Source organism: Flavobacterium enshiense DK69, assembly GCF_000498495.1.
Classification (GTDB): Bacteria; Bacteroidota; Bacteroidia; order Flavobacteriales; family Flavobacteriaceae; genus Flavobacterium; species Flavobacterium enshiense.
Genome location: NZ_AVCS01000009.1, coordinates 95,750 through 114,633, shown reverse-complemented (window position 1 = coordinate 114,633; position 18,884 = coordinate 95,750). Strand labels below are relative to the sequence as shown.

At 38.4% G+C, this 18,884-nt stretch carries 13 protein-coding genes and 2 tRNA genes; 3 read left to right on the top strand and 12 right to left on the bottom strand.

The features are described from left to right. Positions 1-21 precede the first annotated feature (21 nt). Genes FEDK69T_RS06405 through FEDK69T_RS06385 form a run of 5 tightly spaced genes read right to left on the bottom strand, consistent with a single transcriptional unit; the run spans position 22 to position 6,955 of the window. Positions 22-573 (bottom strand): c-type cytochrome, encoded by a 552-nt coding sequence (locus tag FEDK69T_RS06405; RefSeq protein WP_023573337.1) that lies wholly within the window; start codon positions 571-573, stop codon positions 22-24. 8 nt (positions 574-581) lie between these two features. After that, complete coding sequence (locus FEDK69T_RS06400) at positions 582-1,109, bottom strand: DUF3341 domain-containing protein (protein WP_035630109.1); 528 nt, start codon at positions 1,107-1,109, stop codon at positions 582-584. A 6-nt stretch (positions 1,110-1,115) separates the two neighbouring features. Beyond that, positions 1,116-2,522, bottom strand: a complete 1,407-nt coding sequence (gene nrfD / locus FEDK69T_RS06395; RefSeq protein WP_023573335.1) for an NrfD/PsrC family molybdoenzyme membrane anchor subunit — start codon at positions 2,520-2,522, stop codon at positions 1,116-1,118. 43 nt (positions 2,523-2,565) lie between these two features. Beyond that, positions 2,566-5,619, bottom strand: a complete 3,054-nt coding sequence (locus FEDK69T_RS06390) for a TAT-variant-translocated molybdopterin oxidoreductase (protein WP_023573334.1) — start codon at positions 5,617-5,619, stop codon at positions 2,566-2,568. 31 nt (positions 5,620-5,650) lie between these two features. Further along, positions 5,651-6,955 carry a c-type cytochrome gene (locus FEDK69T_RS06385; protein ID WP_023573333.1) on the bottom strand — a complete coding sequence of 435 codons (1,305 nt, stop codon included), beginning with the start codon at positions 6,953-6,955 and terminating at the stop codon, positions 5,651-5,653. 199 nt (positions 6,956-7,154) lie between these two features. Here FEDK69T_RS06385 and FEDK69T_RS06380 point away from each other — a divergent pair, with 199 nt between their 5' ends. Then, positions 7,155-7,544 carry a hypothetical protein gene (locus FEDK69T_RS06380; RefSeq protein ID WP_023573332.1) on the top strand — a complete coding sequence of 130 codons (390 nt, stop codon included), beginning with the start codon at positions 7,155-7,157 and terminating at the stop codon, positions 7,542-7,544. A gap of 92 nt (positions 7,545-7,636) precedes the next feature. On the opposite strand, the gene FEDK69T_RS06375 is transcribed toward FEDK69T_RS06380, so the two are convergent. From FEDK69T_RS06375 to rimP, 5 genes are all read right to left on the bottom strand, one after another. Continuing rightward, positions 7,637-8,122: a hypothetical protein gene (locus tag FEDK69T_RS06375; RefSeq protein WP_023573331.1), complete on the bottom strand. Its 486-nt coding sequence runs from the start codon at positions 8,120-8,122 to the stop codon at positions 7,637-7,639. Positions 8,123-8,369: 247 nt separating this feature from the next. Beyond that, positions 8,370-9,311 carry a hypothetical protein gene (locus FEDK69T_RS06370; protein ID WP_023573330.1) on the bottom strand — a complete coding sequence of 314 codons (942 nt, stop codon included), beginning with the start codon at positions 9,309-9,311 and terminating at the stop codon, positions 8,370-8,372. 112 nt (positions 9,312-9,423) lie between these two features. Continuing rightward, entirely contained in the window at positions 9,424-12,291 is a 2,868-nt protein-coding gene (infB, locus tag FEDK69T_RS06365; RefSeq protein WP_023573329.1) for a translation initiation factor IF-2, read from the bottom strand. A 51-nt stretch (positions 12,292-12,342) separates the two neighbouring features. Next, on the bottom strand, positions 12,343-13,587 hold the full coding sequence (gene nusA / locus FEDK69T_RS06360; RefSeq protein ID WP_023573328.1) for a transcription termination factor NusA: 1,245 nt from the start codon (positions 13,585-13,587) through the stop codon (positions 12,343-12,345). 13 nt (positions 13,588-13,600) lie between these two features. Continuing rightward, positions 13,601-14,065 (bottom strand): ribosome assembly cofactor RimP, encoded by a 465-nt coding sequence (gene rimP / locus FEDK69T_RS06355; RefSeq protein ID WP_035630185.1) that lies wholly within the window; start codon positions 14,063-14,065, stop codon positions 13,601-13,603. Between the two features lie 166 nt (positions 14,066-14,231). Here rimP and FEDK69T_RS06350 point away from each other — a divergent pair, with 166 nt between their 5' ends. Then, positions 14,232-15,056 carry a universal stress protein gene (locus FEDK69T_RS06350; protein ID WP_023573326.1) on the top strand — a complete coding sequence of 275 codons (825 nt, stop codon included), beginning with the start codon at positions 14,232-14,234 and terminating at the stop codon, positions 15,054-15,056. Between the two features lie 107 nt (positions 15,057-15,163). Here the strand turns inward: FEDK69T_RS06350 and FEDK69T_RS06345 are convergent. Together FEDK69T_RS06345 and FEDK69T_RS06340 are read right to left on the bottom strand one after the other, a co-directional pair. Continuing rightward, positions 15,164-15,234: transfer RNA gene (locus FEDK69T_RS06345), tRNA-Gln, on the bottom strand. Between the two features lie 139 nt (positions 15,235-15,373). Continuing rightward, a tRNA-Gln gene (locus FEDK69T_RS06340) sits at positions 15,374-15,444 on the bottom strand. A 166-nt stretch (positions 15,445-15,610) separates the two neighbouring features. Between FEDK69T_RS06340 and FEDK69T_RS06335 the strand changes: the two genes are divergently transcribed. Further along, complete coding sequence (locus FEDK69T_RS06335; RefSeq protein ID WP_023573325.1) at positions 15,611-18,853, top strand: glycosyltransferase family 117 protein; 3,243 nt, start codon at positions 15,611-15,613, stop codon at positions 18,851-18,853. Positions 18,854-18,884: the final 31 nt, after the last annotated feature.

Below are 18,884 nucleotides of genomic sequence, written 5' to 3'. Positions count from 1 at the left end.
TTCTAAACGTTCAAATGAGTTTTACTTATTTAATTCTCCTTTTAATTTTAACACGTGAGCTGTAACCATCCAACGCTCTTTCTGAGACAATTGGTTAGCATGAGAACCCATAGAATTTAATCCATAAGTAATTACGTGAAAAATACTACCTTCTGTAATTTCTCTGTCAGCATAGTTCGGCACACCAAGGAATTTTTCTCTTTTTACAAGATTTCCCTGTCCGTCACCTTTTTCTCCGTGACAGATTGCACAATAGATATTGAACAATTCAGCACCTTTTTCAGCATCAACAGATAATGAATCCAACGGAGATTTAAGATTTGCTTTCGCTAAGGCATAACCTTCTGGCGTATTTGGAATATCATAAGGCTCGAAACCTCTCTTAATAGTTCCGTGGGCTGGTTTTAACCCCTCTTTTCCACCTTTGAATGCAGAAGACTGAGAATAAGTCTCATAGGCTACTGACTCATACATATTAGGGAAGAACTGATAGTTAGGCTTTGATTTGTCGAAACATGACGTCGCGGCAATCGACACACCTACTAATGCTACTATTTTATATAAGGCTTTCATATCTACTATTAATGCTTATCAATTACTTTAACTTCTACAGCACCAGTGTTTTTGAAGAAAGAAATCATATCTTCCTCATTTCCATTCACTGCAACCTCCATTAGGAAATGATCATCTGTAGTTCTTACATCCGGGTTTTCAGCTTCTTTGAACGGCCATAATCTACTTCTCAAATAGAATGTGATTACCATTAAGTGCGCTGCGAAGAATACTGTTAACTCGAACAGAATCGGAACGAAAGCCGGCATATTCTGGTAGAATGCAAAACTTGGTTTACCACCGATATCCTGCGGCCAATCTACAATCATCATGTAGTTCAACAAATTAGCTGCAACAGTTAATCCCACTACTCCATAAAGGAATGAAGCGATAGCAATTCTTGTAGGTGCTAACCCCATAGCCTTATCCAAACCGTGAACCGGGAATGGTGTATAAATTTCTTCAATATGATGATGAGCTGCTCTTGATGCCTTAACAGCATCCATTAAGATATCATCATCGTTATATATAGCATGTATAACTTTATTCGTACTCATGATCTATTAATGATTGTGTGAATGATGTCCTTCTTTTTCTCTTTCTCTTTTGTAGTTCTCTGCAGAAGATTTCATAATAGTTTTAACCTCTGCCTGAGCGATTACAGGAAAACTTCTTGAATATAATAAGAATAATACGAAGAAGAAACCAATTGTACCGATATAGATACCTGCATCAACAAATGTTGGCTGGAACATTGTCCAAGATGATGGTAAATAATCTCTGTGTAATGAAGTAACGATAATTACGAAACGCTCAAACCACATACCGATGTTTACCACAAGAGAGATGATAAACGAGAACATGATGCTGGTTCTTAATTTTTTGAACCACATGAACTGTGGAGAGAAAACGTTACAAGTCATCATCAACCAGTATGACCACCAGTAAGGACCTGTAGCACGGTTCAAGAAAGCATACTGCTCATACTCTACTCCGGAATACCAAGCCACAAATAACTCAGTGATATAAGCGATACCTACGATAGAACCAGTAATCATGATTACGATGTTCATTAATTCGATATGCTGAATAGTGATGTAGTCTTCAAGGTTACACACTTTTCTCATGATGATAAGCAATGTGTTTACCATCGCGAAACCAGAGAAAACCGCACCCGCAACGAAGTAAGGAGGAAGGATTGTAGTATGCCATCCAGGAATAACCGAAGTTGCGAAGTCAAAGGATACGATCGTGTGTACAGAAAGTACAAGTGGTGTTGCCAAACCAGCCAATACAAGAGAAACCTCTTCGAAACGCTGCCAGTCTTTTGCTCTACCAGACCATCCGAAAGAAAGGATGGAATAGATTCTTTTGTTGAAAGGTGTTACCGCTCTGTCACGAATCATTGCGAAGTCAGGCAATAAACCAGTCCACCAGAATACCAATGATACTGAAAGATACGTAGAAATCGCGAATACGTCCCAAAGTAATGGTGAGTTGAAGTTTACCCAAAGAGAACCAAATTGGTTCGGAATCGGTAATACCCAGTACCCTAACCATGGACGACCCATGTGAATAATCGGGAATAAACCTGCCTGAACAACCGAGAAAATGGTCATAGCTTCCGCAGAACGGTTAATCGCCATTCTCCATTTTTGACGGAATAATAATAGTACGGCAGAAATTAGAGTTCCGGCGTGTCCGATACCCACCCACCATACGAAGTTGGTGATATCCCAAGCCCAACCTACTGTTTTATTTAATCCCCATGTTCCGATACCGGTAGAAATGGTGTAAACCATACAGCCTGCTCCCCAAAGGAACGCAGCTAAAGCGATTGAGAATACAATCCACCACTGTTTGTTTGCCTTACCCTCTACAGGACGAGCTACATCTACAGTCACATCGTGATAATTTTTATCACCTAGGACTAACGGTTTTCTAATGGGTGCTTCGTAATGAGACGACATAATCCTTTATATTGTTTCTTAATAATTTATTTATTTTTTACTCTTAAGTATTTCTAACTTTTACGTGGTAGAATACATTTGGCTTCGTTCCGATGTGCTCTAATAAATGATACATTCTTTCGTCTTCTGCTAATTTAGCCACTTGACCTTCTTTGTCATTTACATCTCCAAATACCATTGCTCCGCTTGTACAAGCTGCCGAACATGCTGTCTGGAATTCACCATCTTTTACCTGACGACCTTCTTTCTTCGCTTTAAGGATAGTAGCCTGTGTCATTTGGATACACATTGAACATTTCTCCATAACCCCACGAGAACGAACGTTTACATCAGGATTCAATACCATACGACCTAAGTCATTGTTCATATGATAATCGAACTCGCTGTTTTTGCTGTATAAGAACCAGTTGAAACGACGTACTTTATACGGACAGTTGTTTGCACAGTAACGAGTACCTACGCAACGGTTGTAAGCCATATGGTTCTGACCTTGACGACCGTGAGAAGTTGCCGCAACCGGGCATACTGTTTCACAAGGAGCGTGGTTACAGTGCTGACACATTACCGGTTGGAAAGCCACCTGAGGATTTTCAGACGGATCTTCCATTCCTGTTAATGTATCGATTGAGTTTAACAATCCAACTGCTTTTGCTTTTAATTCACCGTCACCTTTGAAAGTCTCTTCAGAAGAATAGTAACGGTCAATACGCAACCAGTGCATATCACGGCTTCTTCTTACTTCAGATTTACCAACTACCGGAACGTTGTTTTCAGCGTGACATGCAATAACACAAGCACCACAACCTGTACAACCATTCAAATCGATAGAAAGGTTAAAATGATGTCCTACAGTACGGTCGAAAGAATTCCAAAGATCCACTTCTGTTGCAGGAGTCTCTTGGTGATCTAAAGATACCATTGGAACCGGGTTCCAAATTTCAGCATCTTTAGTATTGAATATTTCTAAGGTAGTTTCTTTGATGATATCACCTCTACCCATTAATGTTTTTTGTAACTGAACACAAGCGAACTCATGATCACCTTCAGCTTTGGTAACTTTAGCAACCTGGTTTGCATTTTGGTTTGCATACAATTTATATGCATTAACACCAACCTGCATTTCCTCCTGCATTGCTTCTTTTCTACCGTAACCTAGTGCCAAACCGATAGTACCAACTGCCTGACCTGGTTGAATGATAACCGGAACATTTTGCAATTTAACACCAGCTACTTCAATAGTTGAGTAACTACCATTAAGACCACCGTTAGCAACATTATAGTTCTGTAATCCTAATTTTTCAGCATCCTTTTTAGAAACTGTTACGTAGTTATCCCAAGATGCTCTTGTAATTGGATCCGGGAACTCTTGTAACCAAGGGTTGTTTGCCTGCTGACCGTCACCCATTCCGGTTTTAGTATATAAAACTAATTCCAAACCACCTTCATTTTTAGCTTGCGCTAACGTAGAAGCTGCAGTACCGAAATCAGCAGAACCACCTGCAACAGCACCCACTTCCGAAGTATAAACACCGTCGTGAACCAGTTTGTTCCAAGTTGTTCCAACCGCAATTGAAGAACCAACTGCTTTTAAGAAATCATAATAAGAAGCTGTATTACCAGTCCAAGCCATTAAAGCTTCCTGGAATTGTTTAGTATCAAACAACGGACGGATTGTCGGCTGCATGATAGCATAATGACCTTTTGAAATCATTACATCACCCCATGATTCTAAGTAATGAGGAGCTGCAGCTACGATAGTAGATTTAACAGCTGTTTCGTCTTCTCTTAAAGTAAACGCAACTGACATTTTCACTTTTGTCAAACCTTCAGCGAATTCAGAAGCGTTTGCCAAAGTATAAAGTGGGTTAACACCATTCATAATTAAAGTATGAACCGCACCGGCTTTCATATCTGCAACCAATTGTGCTACCGCTTTGTTATCACCTTTACGGATCAAACGAGCCGCCGCTGGATTGAAAGCTTCAGAGCTTAATGCTTTATTGATAGCCAATACTAACAATTGCGCATTAACATCATCCAAACCGGAAACTAAAACACCTTTTCCGGCAGCAGCTTTTAATTGTTGCGCTGCTTTCATTACCGCTTCTTCCTGCTTACCTAAATTAGCTCCGCCTGCAGAAGCACCAGTAATAACATTATATATTTTAACTAAAGCATGTTTTTGCTCAGTAACTGTCAAAGGAATACGTTTGTCAGCATTAGCACCAGCCAAAGACATATTTGCTTCAATCTGGATATGCTTAGACATCTTGCCGTTTTTAGGCATACGTCCTTTTCCATAACCTGCATCATATCCGCCACCTTGCCAATCGCCTAAGAAATCTGCTCCAATTGACACGATAACATCAGCTTTTGCAAAGTCATACTCTGCCAAAGCTCTTTCTCCGTAAACCATTTGGAAAGCATCCAAAGCAGTAGAAGAAGAAACCGCATCATAAGTTACATGTTTAGCTGTTGGGTTTTTTGCAATGAAATCAGCAATCAATCTGTCAGTAGAAGGACTCGACATAGTATTAGTCAATAACACTACCTGACCTCCTTTAGCTTTAGCTTCTGCCAAGCTTTTTGCAACTGCAGCATTTACATCTGACCAAGAAGCATCTTTACCAGCAATCTTTGGTTGTTTCACACGCATGCTATCATATAATGACAGCACAGAAGCATGAACTCTTGCATTTGCACCAAATTTTGCATTTGGTAAATTATTATTTTCTACTTTAATAGGGCGACCTTCACGGGTTTTGATCAAGATGTTAGCAAAATCAAAACCATCCATCATTGTTGTTGCATAATAATCTGCAACTCCAGGAATGATTTCTTCAGGTTGAACTACATAAGGAATAGACTTAACAACCGGACCTTCACACGCAGCCAAAGAAGCTGCTGCTGTAGAAAATCCAACGTATTTCAAAAAGTCACGACGAGTTGTTGATGAAGCAGACAGCGTAGCTGCATCTCCAAGAAATTCATCTGTAGGAATTTCTTCAACAAATTCATTGTTTCTTAGCGTCTCAACAATAGAACTATTTTGGTCTAGTTCTTCAACACTTTTCCAGTATTTTTTGTTTGATGCCATTGTATATAAATATTAGCTTCTTAATTTATTATTAATAGTGACACTTACCACATTCTAAACCTCCCATTTGTGCAGCCGTCAATTTATCTACACCATATTTTTTAGAAAGTTCCTCGTGAATTTTAGCGTAGTATTCGTTACCCTCCACTTTTACATCAGTTTCTCTGTGACAGTTTACACACCATCCCATAGTTAACGGCTGATCCTGTTTCATGATTTCAAAAGTCTCAACTTTACCATGACACTTCTGACACTCTACTCCAGCAACAGATACGTGTTGAGAGTGATTAAAGTAAACGAAATCAGGGAGATTGTGAACACGAACCCATTTTACAGGCTTAACTTTACCAGTATAGCTCTGTGTGTTTTTATCCCATCCCACAGCATCGTATAATTTCTGAATTTCTGCAGTATAAAACTCTTTCGAATAGTCAACATACGTAGAATCTTTATCACCCTGGAATTCAGAAATATTTTTATGACAGTTCATACAAACATTCAACGATGGAATACCGGCAGTCTTACTAACTCTCGCAGAAGAGTGACAGTATTTACATTCAATTTTATTGTCACCTGCGTGAATTTTGTGCGAATAATGTATAGGCTGAATTGGCTCATAATTTTGATCTACACCGATTTGCATCAAATAACCATAGATAAAATACATACCTATCAAAATCATAACGATAGAAGAAACCAAAACTAAAAACTGATTTTTAGCGAATGCTTTCCAAAGCGGAAGTGATTTTTCTTTTGCAGCAACCTCCACACCGTTAGCAACAGCGATCTTATTAAGCACATTCTTAACAAAGAATAACATTGCCACCAACATTAGCAGAACAACTGCCAAAACCCCCAATATCAGATTATTGGATACACCACCCTCCTGAGCAGCACCAGGCGCAGCAGCAGTAGTCGCAGCAGCTGCAGGAGCTTCTTCCTTAACAGAAGTATACGCTAAAATATTATCGATATCCTCTGTAGACAACTGAGGAAAACCAGGCATTGGAGTTTTATTGAACTCTTCAAATATCTTAACTGCATCTGCATCACCGGATTTAATCACTTCGGCACTATTGTGCACCCATTTGTAAACCCACTCCTTATCATACTTATCAGCAACTCCACGCAAGGCAGGCCCCGTAGATTTTGCATCAAGTTTATGACACGCAGCACAGTTTGTATTAAAAATTGCTTTCCCTTTCGCTGGATCACCAGCACCGGCCGCAGGAGCAGCCGCATCTTGGGCTAAAGAACTCAGCGACAGCGATAATACCATCGCAAGGCTGAATATTAATTTTTTTGAAAACGAATTATGGTTACCCACTTTTTTCATAATTAAAAGATTATCAACTAAATTTAGCACTGTCTTATATAAGAACAGGCCTTATTTAAAAACTCGGACAAAAATACGACTTATGAGCTATTATCAAAACCTTAAATTTATCATAAATTGTAATTTATACCAATTCTAAATAAATCGAAGTTTTCAGATTGAATGTTTTAATTGTATTTTTGTTCCAAATCAACTTATTATGAGAATTTTAAGAACCCAATCTATTTTATCTTTTTTTATTTTATCCTCTTTTTCAGGCTTTAAAGCCTATTCACAACCTTCCAAAATTAACATTGTACAGGATCCAAAGTTTGAAATGCTCTTAAATGAAAAGAGAAAAATAAACTCGTCCATCACTGTTAATGACAGATATAAGGTTCAGATTTTTTACGGAACTAACGAAGAAGCCAAAAAAAACCTCTCGCAATTCAAAAAAGAGTTCAGAAACCTAGATGGCACCATTATTTATTCGAATCCGAGCTACAAGGTATGGGTTGGCACTTTCAAAACCCGAATTGAGGCCGAAAAAAACTACAAGGAAATTTTAAAAAAATACCCAACCGCATTGCTTATCCGTCCCAATAAATAGACATCTATTTGAAAAGAAATCCATTAAAACAGCAACATACTTAAAACAAAAAAGCCGGCTCGAGCCGGCTTTTTTGTTTTAATATCTTTTCCCTATTCCACGAACTCTAAATGAGTTCCTTCAGTATGTAAAATATGTTCTGCATTTTCTACTTCTTCAATTGTACCATTTACAACAACCATAAATCTTCCTTCTTTCAAATGCTCTTCACATTTTACAACGACATCATCTTTAAAACCTAATAAAGACAAAAAAGAAATAAGTCCTCCAGTTATAATTCCTAAGTCAAATCCGGCAATGGCACCAATCAAAGCGCCAGCACCATACAAAAAACCAAAACCGGGAATCGTAAAAATCCCAATACCGGAAAGTAAACCAATAACTGTCCCCGCCCCCATACCAATTACAGCAGGCGCTTTTTTAAACGTATCCGTTGTTCTTACGTGGATGTGGTCTTCAACTATTTCCGCTGTTCCTAAGAGCGAAACATTACTCATGGGAAAGTCTTGATCATTCAACACTTTGATAGCATCTATTGCTTCTTCGTGAGTCTCATAAACTGCAATTTTTGATTTCATGACGCTACATTTTAAGTTCCCAATACCTTCTAAATTTAATAGTAAAATTATGAATTTTAATTAGTTATATACAATTTTTTGACATTTAATTATATGTTTCACAAACTATCTTTTCTTGCAAACGCACTTTTACTTTTATTTACCCACGAAAAAAACAGGAAGTGGAATGTACACTCCATTTAAACAGTTACAGCGTCACTAAAAAAACATAATCCTTCAAATCAGAAAAGGAGTTTCATCATGCTTTTTACTTCCAGCCCAATTCTCTTTTTATTTTATCCGAAAAAAAAACGTTTTCAACAGGAACTTCGCCAACAAGATCTTTTATATGGGTTTTGACACGGAGGTACGCAGGGAGACTGTCCTTTGAGAGCAATCCGTATTTTTGATAACCAAAATGAATATAACTGAAAGCATCGTAAACAACATACTCGCTATAATCCGTTTCATGCTTTAAATAACTTTTTTTGATATAGGGCTCAACAAGCAGCCACGTGCGCTCGATATTTTCTTTTATGCTTAAATTAATATACAACTTTGAAATAGTGCTTGTCTGGACTATCGCAAAATTTTTTCCGGTCGGATATTGATCGTATTTACGACAAAGGTCATGCAAAAAAGATACAGTACTAAAAAGAACCTCATTACACTTGGAATCAACAGCTTTTTTATCTGTATCCGATAAAGTCTCCGTTTCTTGAACTTTTGACACCACTGACTGTATAGTCTGAATTTTTATTTGGTTATCATGCAATTTTCGCTGATCAATTTGCTTTTCAAAGTTATTATCAAGCCAGATAAAATGATTTTTGAGATACATTGCCTTAAACCACGGCGATAATTCACCTTTCATAATTGCATCGGAATACGATTCGCCCCCAGTCATATAAGCAATTGTAAAACCATGGTTTTTGACTAAAATCTCAAGTTGCTCCTTGAAGAATCCAAGATCCTTATGCATATAACTGTAGTCGATAAGCTTCATCTTCAAATCAACCTCGTAGCCATAATCCTCTTCCAGTTTGAGCACTTTCTCTTTTGCGGCCAGATACTGTACTTTATCTTTTCTACTGAGGCCAAATGAAACATTGACAAGATCATTGATAACAGTATCGCGATAATTCTGCGAAAAAACAGCCGTAAAGACAAAGAAAAAAATCAAAGAAACACAAAATTTCAGCTTATTCATTTTTTTAAGAATTTAATTACACAAAAATAAAAGCATTTTTCATATTCTATTCGTTTATGGCAATAAAAAAATCCCGACGAATCGGGATTTCTGATAAAATTATGATAGTGACTTATTTAAGTTTCTTTTTCACTTCAACCTCCTGGAAGCACTCAATCAGGTCATATTCATGAAGGTCATTGTAGTTTTTAATCTGCATACCGCAATCATACCCTTTGGCTACTTCTTTCACGTCGTCTTTAAAACGTTTCAACGTTAACAATTCGCCTGTATAGATAACAACTCCTTCGCGGATTAAGCGGATTTTAGAATTACGGAATACTTTTCCATCGGTAACCATACATCCGGCAATAGTACCCACTTTTGAAATCTTGAACAACTCACGAACTTCTGCTGTACCAGTAATCTCTTCTTTCATTTCTGGAGACAACATACCTTCCATCGCATCTTTCAAGTCATCAATAGCATCATAGATAATTGAGTAATGACGGATATCGATTTCTTCTTTATCAGCAAGTTGTTTTGCATTTCCTTGCGGACGAACGTTGAATCCGATGATGATCGCATCCGAAGCAGATGCTAACAATACGTCTGATTCTGTAATTGCCCCAACTCCTTTGTGAATAATCTTGATCTGAATTTCTTCAGTTGATAATTTTGAGAAGGAATCCGATAATGCCTCAACAGAACCATCCACGTCTCCTTTAAGGATAATGTTCAATTCTTTAAACTGACCCAATGCGATACGACGACCGATTTCGGCAAGTGTAATGTGTTTTTGCGTACGAACCGATTGCTCACGTAACAACTGCATACGTTTTGCAGCAATTTGTTTTGCTTCTCTTTCGTCTTCAAATACGTTGAATTTATCACCAGCAGTAGGCGCTCCGTCAAGACCTAAGATAGAAATTGGTGTAGATGGCCCTGCTTCTTTCACAGAATTGCCACGCTCATCGAACATCGCTTTCACTTTTCCGTGGTTTTTACCAGCCAATACATAATCTCCAACTTTTAGTGTACCTGCCTGAACAAGGATAGTCGATACATAACCACGTCCTTTGTCTAACTGAGCCTCAACTACAGTTCCGACAGCCGGTTTATTTGCATTTGCTTTAAGATCTAAAATTTCAGCTTCAAGCAACACTTTTTCTAATAATTCTTTAACTCCTAAACCTGTTTTAGCAGAAATATCATGCGATTGGTATTTACCACCCCAGTCTTCCACCAACAAGTTCATACCTGCTAAACGCTCTTTGATCTTTTCTGGATTAGCATGTGGCTTATCTACCTTATTGATAGCAAAAATTAACGGAACTCCCGCTGCTTGCGCGTGACTGATTGCCTCTTTCGTTTGTGGCATGATGTCATCATCAGCAGCGATTACGATAATTGCGATATCGGTAACCTGAGCTCCACGAGCACGCATCGCCGTAAACGCTTCGTGACCTGGTGTATCAAGGAAAGCGATTTCCTGACCATTGTCCAACTCCACTCCATAAGCTCCGATGTGCTGTGTAATACCTCCGGACTCACCTGCAATTACATTGGTTTTACGAATATAATCCAACAAGGATGTTTTACCGTGGTCAACGTGCCCCATCACTGTAACAATTGGTGCTCTGTGTGTCAGATCTTCCGGTCTGTCTTCAACAACCTCGATTGCTTCTTCAATATCAGTAGTGATGAATTCAACTTCGTAACCAAACTCATCGGCAACAATAGACAAGGTTTCAGCATCCAGACGCTGGTTCATGGTTACCATGATCCCAAGCGACATACATGTTCCGATAACTTTAGTGATAGGCACATCCATCATCGTTGCAATTTCACCTACGGTAACGAATTCCGTTACTTTCAGGATTTTGCTTCCTTCTTCAATCGCTCTTTGCTCGTCGTCTGTTTTCTGACGGTGAGAATCACGCTTGTCTCTTCTATATTTAGCCGCTTTAGATTTACTCCCTTTACCTTGAAGTCTTTCTAAAGTTTCTTTAATTTGGTTTTTAACTTCTTCTTCAGTAGGCTCAACCTTAGCTACAATAGCAGGACGGTTTCCTTTTTGGAAGCCCGGTTTGTTAGGCGTGAATTTACCGCCGCCTCCTGGTCTGTTAGCACCGCCTTGAGCACCACCACCCTGGCCCGGCGCTCCGGTTCCAGGCGCACCCGGTTTACCCGGAATACGTTTTCTTTTATTTTTGTTTGCGCCACCTTGTCCCTGACCAGCTGGTGTTCCAGCTGCAGCACCCTTAGTAGCATCTTTTTTGAAATCTTCTTTCTTTTTCTTAGGCTTGTTGAATTGAGACAAATCGATAGTCTGACCAGTAAAAGTTGTACCGGAAAGTTTTTGGTATTGTGTCTCGATTTTCTCGTCCTCCACCGGTTCTGAAGTAGGAGCAGCTTCTGGAGTCGCTGGAGCAGGTTTTGCTTCAACTTTTTCTACCGGCTCCGTCTTCTCAACTTTTGGAGCTTCTTCAACTTTTTCAACTGGTTTTTGAACTTTTTCAACTGGTTTTTGAACTTCTTCAACAACCGGTTTTTCAACTACTTTTTCAGCAACTGGCTCAACCGTTTTTTCGATTTTTTCTGAAGAAGATGTTTCAGCAACAACTTCCGGTTTTTTGGGCTCCAAGTCAATTTTACCAACTGCTTTTGGTCCCGTAAGAGAAGCTTTGGCTTTGATTACTTCCTGGCGCTGTCTTTCCTCTTCCTGCTTACGTTTTTCTTCAATTTCTCTTTCACGCTCGATACGAAGGGCTTCTTTTTCCTTTTTCTTTTCTTCACTCACCTCCAAAGAAGCAACTTTTTTACCTTTATCGGCAGAGAATTGACCGCACAAGATAGAGTATTCCTCATTAGAAATTTTAGCATTTGGACTAGATTCGATGGTATGACCCTTATCTTTCAAATAATCCACAGCTCTATCCAGAGAAATATTTAATTCCCTTAAAACCTTGTTAATTCTTATTACTCTTTCTTCAGACATATAATCTTTTTATTATTACCTTAATGCGTGTTGTGTTGTTGTTAGCGTGGATTATTCTTCGAACTCGTTCTTCAGAATTCGCATAACATCCAAAATAGTTTCTTCTTCAAGATCAGTTCGTCTTACTAAATCGGCAACATCCTGTTTCAGCACGCTTCTTGCTGTATCCAAGCCAATTTTCGCAAACTCTTCGATAACCCATCCGTCAATCTCGTCTGAGAATTCTGTCAATTCAACATCATCCTCTTCTTCAGCAATGTTTCCTTCACGGATAACATCCAATTCATAACCTGTTAATAAACCGGCTAATTTAATATTATGTCCGCCACGTCCGATTGCTTTAGACACCTCTTCTAATTTCAAGAACACCTCTGCTGACTTTTTATCTTCATCGATTTTAACCGAAGAAACCTTTGCAGGGCTCAATGCTCTTGTAATATATAATTGCGTATTGCTCGTATAGTTGATAACGTCGATATTTTCGTTTCCTAATTCACGAACAATTCCGTGGATACGGGAACCTTTCATACCAACACAAGCTCCCACCGGATCGATACGGTCATCATAAGAATCCACAGCTACTTTTGCTTTTTCACCCGGAATCCTAACTACTTTCTTAACCGTGATCAAACCATCGAATACCTCAGGAATTTCCTGTTCGAATAATTTTTCAAGGAATTTCTCAGATGTTCTTGACATAATGATCTGAGGCTTGTTTCCTTTCAATTCAACGTTTTCAATGATTCCGCGAACGTTATCCCCTTTACGGAAGAAGTCAGACGGTATCTGTTTTTCTTTCGGCAATACGATCTCGTTTCCTTCATCATCTACCAAAATTACAGCTTTTGGACGAACATGATGAACTTCTGCCGTGTAAATATCGCCAATTAAATCTTTAAATTGTTTATAAAGATTGGTATTATCGTGTTCGTGGATTTTAGAAATCAGGTTTTGACGCAAAGCCAAAATCGCTCTTCTACCCAATTGTATTAATTTCACTTCTTCAGAAACATCCTCACCCACTTCAAAATCCGGTTCGATCTTTCTGGCTTCTGACAATGAGATTTCAGAATTTTCATCCTCTACTTCACCATCAGCAACCACCACACGATTTCTCCAGATTTCCATATCCCCTTTATCAGGATTGATAATGATATCGAAGTTATCATCTGAACCGTATTTCTTTTTCAATGCATTTCTAAACACATCTTCTAAAATCGCCATTAAGGTAACTCTATCGATTAGTTTATCGTCTTTAAACTCTGAAAACGACTCGATTAATGCAATATTCTCCATACCAACTCTCTATTTAAAATGTTATTATAACAATTGCTTCTTTAATATCTTCGTATTTTATTTCTGCTCTTTTCTGAACAGTCTCTTTTCCTTTGCCAATTTGCTTTGGCTCCCTGGCCGTCCATTCCAAAACAATGAACTCATCATTTGCATCGGTAATATTCGCTTCGATTTTTTCTGCAGCGGTAGTTACTTTCAACTTTCTTCCGATATTCTTTTTAAACTGTCTCGGCATTCGCAAAGGTGATGTCGCACCTGCCGAAGCCACCTCCAGTGAAAAATCCTGCTCTTCCCTGTCCAGGCCGTTTTCCACAACCCTGCTAACATCAATGCAATCCTGAAGTGTCACTCCGTTATCACCATCTAAAGTTACGATAATTTTGAATGCATCGGTAATTGCCAGGTCGATCAGAAAAAGAGAAGGCTTTTGCTCCAAAGCTTCCCCTAGAATATCACTTACTTTTTCTTTAAATGTCATATTTGTATAAAAAGAGGCACGCATGGCGTGCCTCATTATTTAGTTCGCTAATAAATAACTGTGCAAATATACAAATTTTTTTAAATATTGAAAATCATTGTTAATTCTAAATAATTTTATACTTTTATAAAAACTATTTTAACCCGAATTTCTCACATTTATAATTATGAAACGAATTTTAGTACCCACCGATTTTTCAAACCACGCCGAATACGCCCTTAAAGTAGCCGCACAAATTGCCAGAAAAAATAACGGAGAAATCTTTTTACTACATATGCTTGACCTTCCACATGAAGGAAGCGACGCTCAATCCCACGGCCATGACATTCCTGAAATCATGTATTTCAAAAGAAGAGCCGAAGAAAAATTAGAAGAACTTGCCAATATCAGTTATTTAGACGGAATTGAAGTTTCTCAAATCATCAAAATCCACTCTACTTTTACCGGAATTATTGATATCAGCAAATTAAACGATATCGATTTAATCGTAATGGGCTCACATGGCGTTAACGGTTTCAAAGAAATGATCATCGGCTCCAATACAGAAAAAGTAGTTAGAACATCCGACATCCCGGTTTTGGTTATTAAACAAGAAATGCCGGATTTCAATGTCAACAATTTTGTTTTTGCTTCTGATTTTTCAGACGAAGTAGCAAAAACCTTTGCAAAAGCAGTCGATTTCACAAATAAATTTGGCGCTCACCTACATTTAGTATGCGTAAACACACCAAACAACTTCAAATCAACAGCGATTGCCGAGAAAAACATGCATGAATTCGCTGCCAAATTTCAACTTAACAATTTTTCCACCCATATCTATAATGATGTGAACGTAGAAAAAGGCATTTTGAATTTCGCCAACAGCATAGATGCTGATTTAATCGGAATGAGCACGCACGGAAGAAGAGGGCTTGCCCACTTCTTCAATGGAAGCATCAGCGAAGATTTGGTAAACCACTCTGCAAGACCAGTAGTAACTTTTAAAATCTAATCAATATCAAACATAAAAAAGCCCGCTCCTACCGAACGGGCTTTTTTTATACTTTCACATACGATTACAAATAAAAAAATCCTCTCTGTCTGAGAGGATTTTTTTTGTTGGCCCACAAGGACTCGAACCTTGAATGACGGTACCAAAAACCGGAGTGTTACCATTACACCATGGGCCAATAACCAAAACCATCTTGCGATAGCGGGTACAAATATACTACAATTTTAATCAAAACAAAATCGGAACGACCCGTTGAACAAAAAAAATTTCAAAAAATTTTGAAATAAAAAAACCTCTCAGATTGAGAGGATTTTTTGTTGGCCCACAAGGACTCGAACCTTGAATGACGGTACCAAAAACCGGAGTGTTACCATTACACCATAGGCCAATAACCAGCGCTATCATTGTGATTGCGGGTGCAAATGTAGTACATATTTTTTTGAATCCAAATTTTTCTCAAAAAAATATTAAAAATTTTTTCCATCACGTTTCCATATGCAAAAAAAGAGTTTCTTTGTAGTAGAATTCAATCTGAAAAAATCGACATATCTTATATGACTACTTTCAACTTTAAAAAGTGGAACACCATTTTAGGATGGTTTACGTTTGCCATCGCCCTTCTAACCTACACCTTAACAGTAGAACCATCATTAAGCTTCTGGGACTGTGGAGAATATATAGCCACCTCCGCTAAACTGGAAGTCGGACACCCACCGGGCGCACCGCTCTTCCAAATGATAGGAGCCTTCTTCGCTATGTTTGCCCCAAGCGCAGGTAAAATTGCACTGATGGTCAATATGACTTCTGTTTTCTCCAGTGCGTTTACTATTTTATTTATGTTCTGGTCGATGACCCTGATATTGAAAAAAATTGTTTCATCACATTCGGAATTTAATAACAGCAATGCAATTGTAGTACTTGGAAGCGCTTTAGTAGGCTCACTAGCCTTCACTTTTACTGACAGTTTCTGGTTTAGCGCCACCGAAGCAGAAGTATACGCCATGGCTTCCCTATTCATAGCTATCCTAATCTGGATGGGATTACGCTGGGAGGAAGAAATGCACACGCCACGTGGCAACAAATGGCTATTACTGATTTCCCTTGTCATAGGACTTTCATTCGGAGTTCACTTTATGGCCTTACTGACAATTCCTTCTTTAGGATTGCTGTACTACTTTAAGAATTACGAAAAAATCACTATTAAAAACTTCATCATTGCCAATGTTATAATGGTGGCTATTTTATTCTTTGTTTTTAAATTCTTGCTACCATATACATTAGGATTCTTTGGTAAAATGGAAATTTTCATGGTTAACAGCATTGGTTTACCATTTAATTCCGGGACTATTTTTGCTTTCTTACTGATCATTGCCTTCTTCTATTTTGGATTGAAATACACAAGAAAAAAAGAATTGCCACTTTACAACACACTTTTACTTTGTGTCCTTTTTGTATTAATCGGATTCTCAACCTGGTTAATGCTTCCGATACGCGCCAATGCGAATGTGGTTATCAACGAAAACAAACCTTCCGATGCTGCAGAGGTTTTAGCCTATTACAACCGTGAGCAGTATGGGGAACAAAAAACATTCTATGGCCCATTATTCTCAGAAACCTATGCCGGTTTAGATAAAGACAAACCCTATGAAGACGACAAACCCAATTATGAAAGGGACTATAAAACCGGAAAATACGTAATCGTAAACAATTATGTAAACGCAAAAAGCAACGGCGACGACAAACACAACGGTATTTTACCCAGAATGTGGTACAGCGACAGCCAAGACGCCCGCGTAAACTACATGACGTTTACAGAACCGCTTAATTTCAAAATAAACCCAGAAGCTTTTGTTGATGAAAACGGCGAAATGATGAATGATGAAATGAATCAGATGACCGAAATCGCCGCTGAATTTCGCAGTGCATATACCGCCGGAAAAATCGATCTGGAAGGTTATGATAAGTTCCTGAAGTCGTATGGCGACTATCTAATTATCGAAAAACCTTCTTTTGGAAACAACATAAAATTCATGTTTGAATACCAGTTCGGTTATATGTATTGGAGATATTTATTATGGAACTTTGTAGGACGTCAGAACGACCTGCAAGGAAAATACGACTCCCAAAACGGAAACTGGTTAAGCGGCATCAATTTCATAGACGAAATTCACCTTGGCTCTCAGGAAAATCTTCCTCCGGATGTTCTAAACAACAAAGCAAGAAACACATATTACTTCCTGCCTTTTATATTAGCAATCATCGGAATGGTATTCCACGCCAAAAAAGACCTGAAGAGTTTTTATGTTTTACTGGCTTTGTTCCTGTTCACCAGTTTCGCTTTAAAAATATTCTTAAATGAACGTCCTTTCGAACCAAGAGAAAGAGATTATGCCGTAGTAGGCTCATTCTATGTATTTGCGATGTGGTTAGGCTTTGGCGTATATGCCATCTACGAAACCGTTAAAAAATATTTACAGCCAAATGTAGCCGGCCCTGTAATCATTGCGGTTTCTTTATTAGCCGCTCCGGTATTGATGGCGAAAGAAAACTGGGATGATCACAACCGTTCGGACCGATATACGGCAATTGCAATGGCAAAAGCCTATCTGGATTCGTGCGAACCGAATGCTATCTTATTTACCATTGGCGATAACGATACCTTCCCACTATGGTATGCACAGGAAATCGAAGGCTACAGAACCGATATCCGTATCGTAAACACCCAGCTTTTCGCAACCGATTGGTACATCGATCAGATGAAAGCAAAAGCATACAAATCAGAACCGTTGCCAATCCGTTTTACACACAACCAGTATGTTGCCGGAACACGCGATTATATCATTCACCGTGAATTAACCAAGGAAAGAATTCCGATTGAACAGTTCCTGAAATTCATCCAATCCGGAGACGAAAGAACGATAGAAACAATGCCTAACGGACAAAAAGTACAGTTCTATCCTACGGATAAAATCAGCATTCCTGTGGATAAAAATGCGGTTATCAGCAACAAAGTTGTTCCCGCAAATCTGAATGACTCTATCGTTTCGAATATCGATGTGGATATTAAAGGTGGCGTGATTTATAAAAACCGTCTAATGATGCTGGATGTAGTAGCCAACAACAATTGGAAACGCCCTATTTATTTCTCTCCGGGTAGTTTTGACGACGAAGATTATATCTGGATGAAAGAGTACCTGCAATTAGAAGGTATGGTTTACCGATTAGTGCCGGTAAAAACAGCAAGAAACGAAGAATCCAATCAATTTGAAATGGGCTATCTTGATACAGAAAAAATGTATAAAAACGTGATGTCATGGGATTGGGGGAACAGCGAAAGCCCGAATATCTACCACGATCCGGAAACACGCAAAAACAGCATTTCCTACAGAACCAACATGGCACGTTTAATGGAAGCATTAATAAACGAAGGCAAAAAAGACAAAGCCAAAAAAGTGATTGACCTGGCCATAACAAAAATGCCTGTCGATTATTTTGACTATTACCGTTTTATTGATCCGTTTGCCGGAGGATACTATGAAATAGGTGAAAAAGCCAAGGCAAGAAAGCTATTATCGCAACTGATGAAAAAATATCAGGAAAACTTAATGTATTACAGCACCCTGAAACCTACAGAGCAAAATGATTTATACATGGATATTGGGACAGATATTGTAAGTTACAAAGGTTTACTTGATATTATGAAACAAAGAGGCGATATGGAATTTTACAACCAGAACAAAGCAAAATTCAACAGCTATGTCAAACTGTTTCCTCTTTTTGAAAGAGACATGGAGTAAGTAAAATTCTTCCCAAAATAAACTAAGGCTT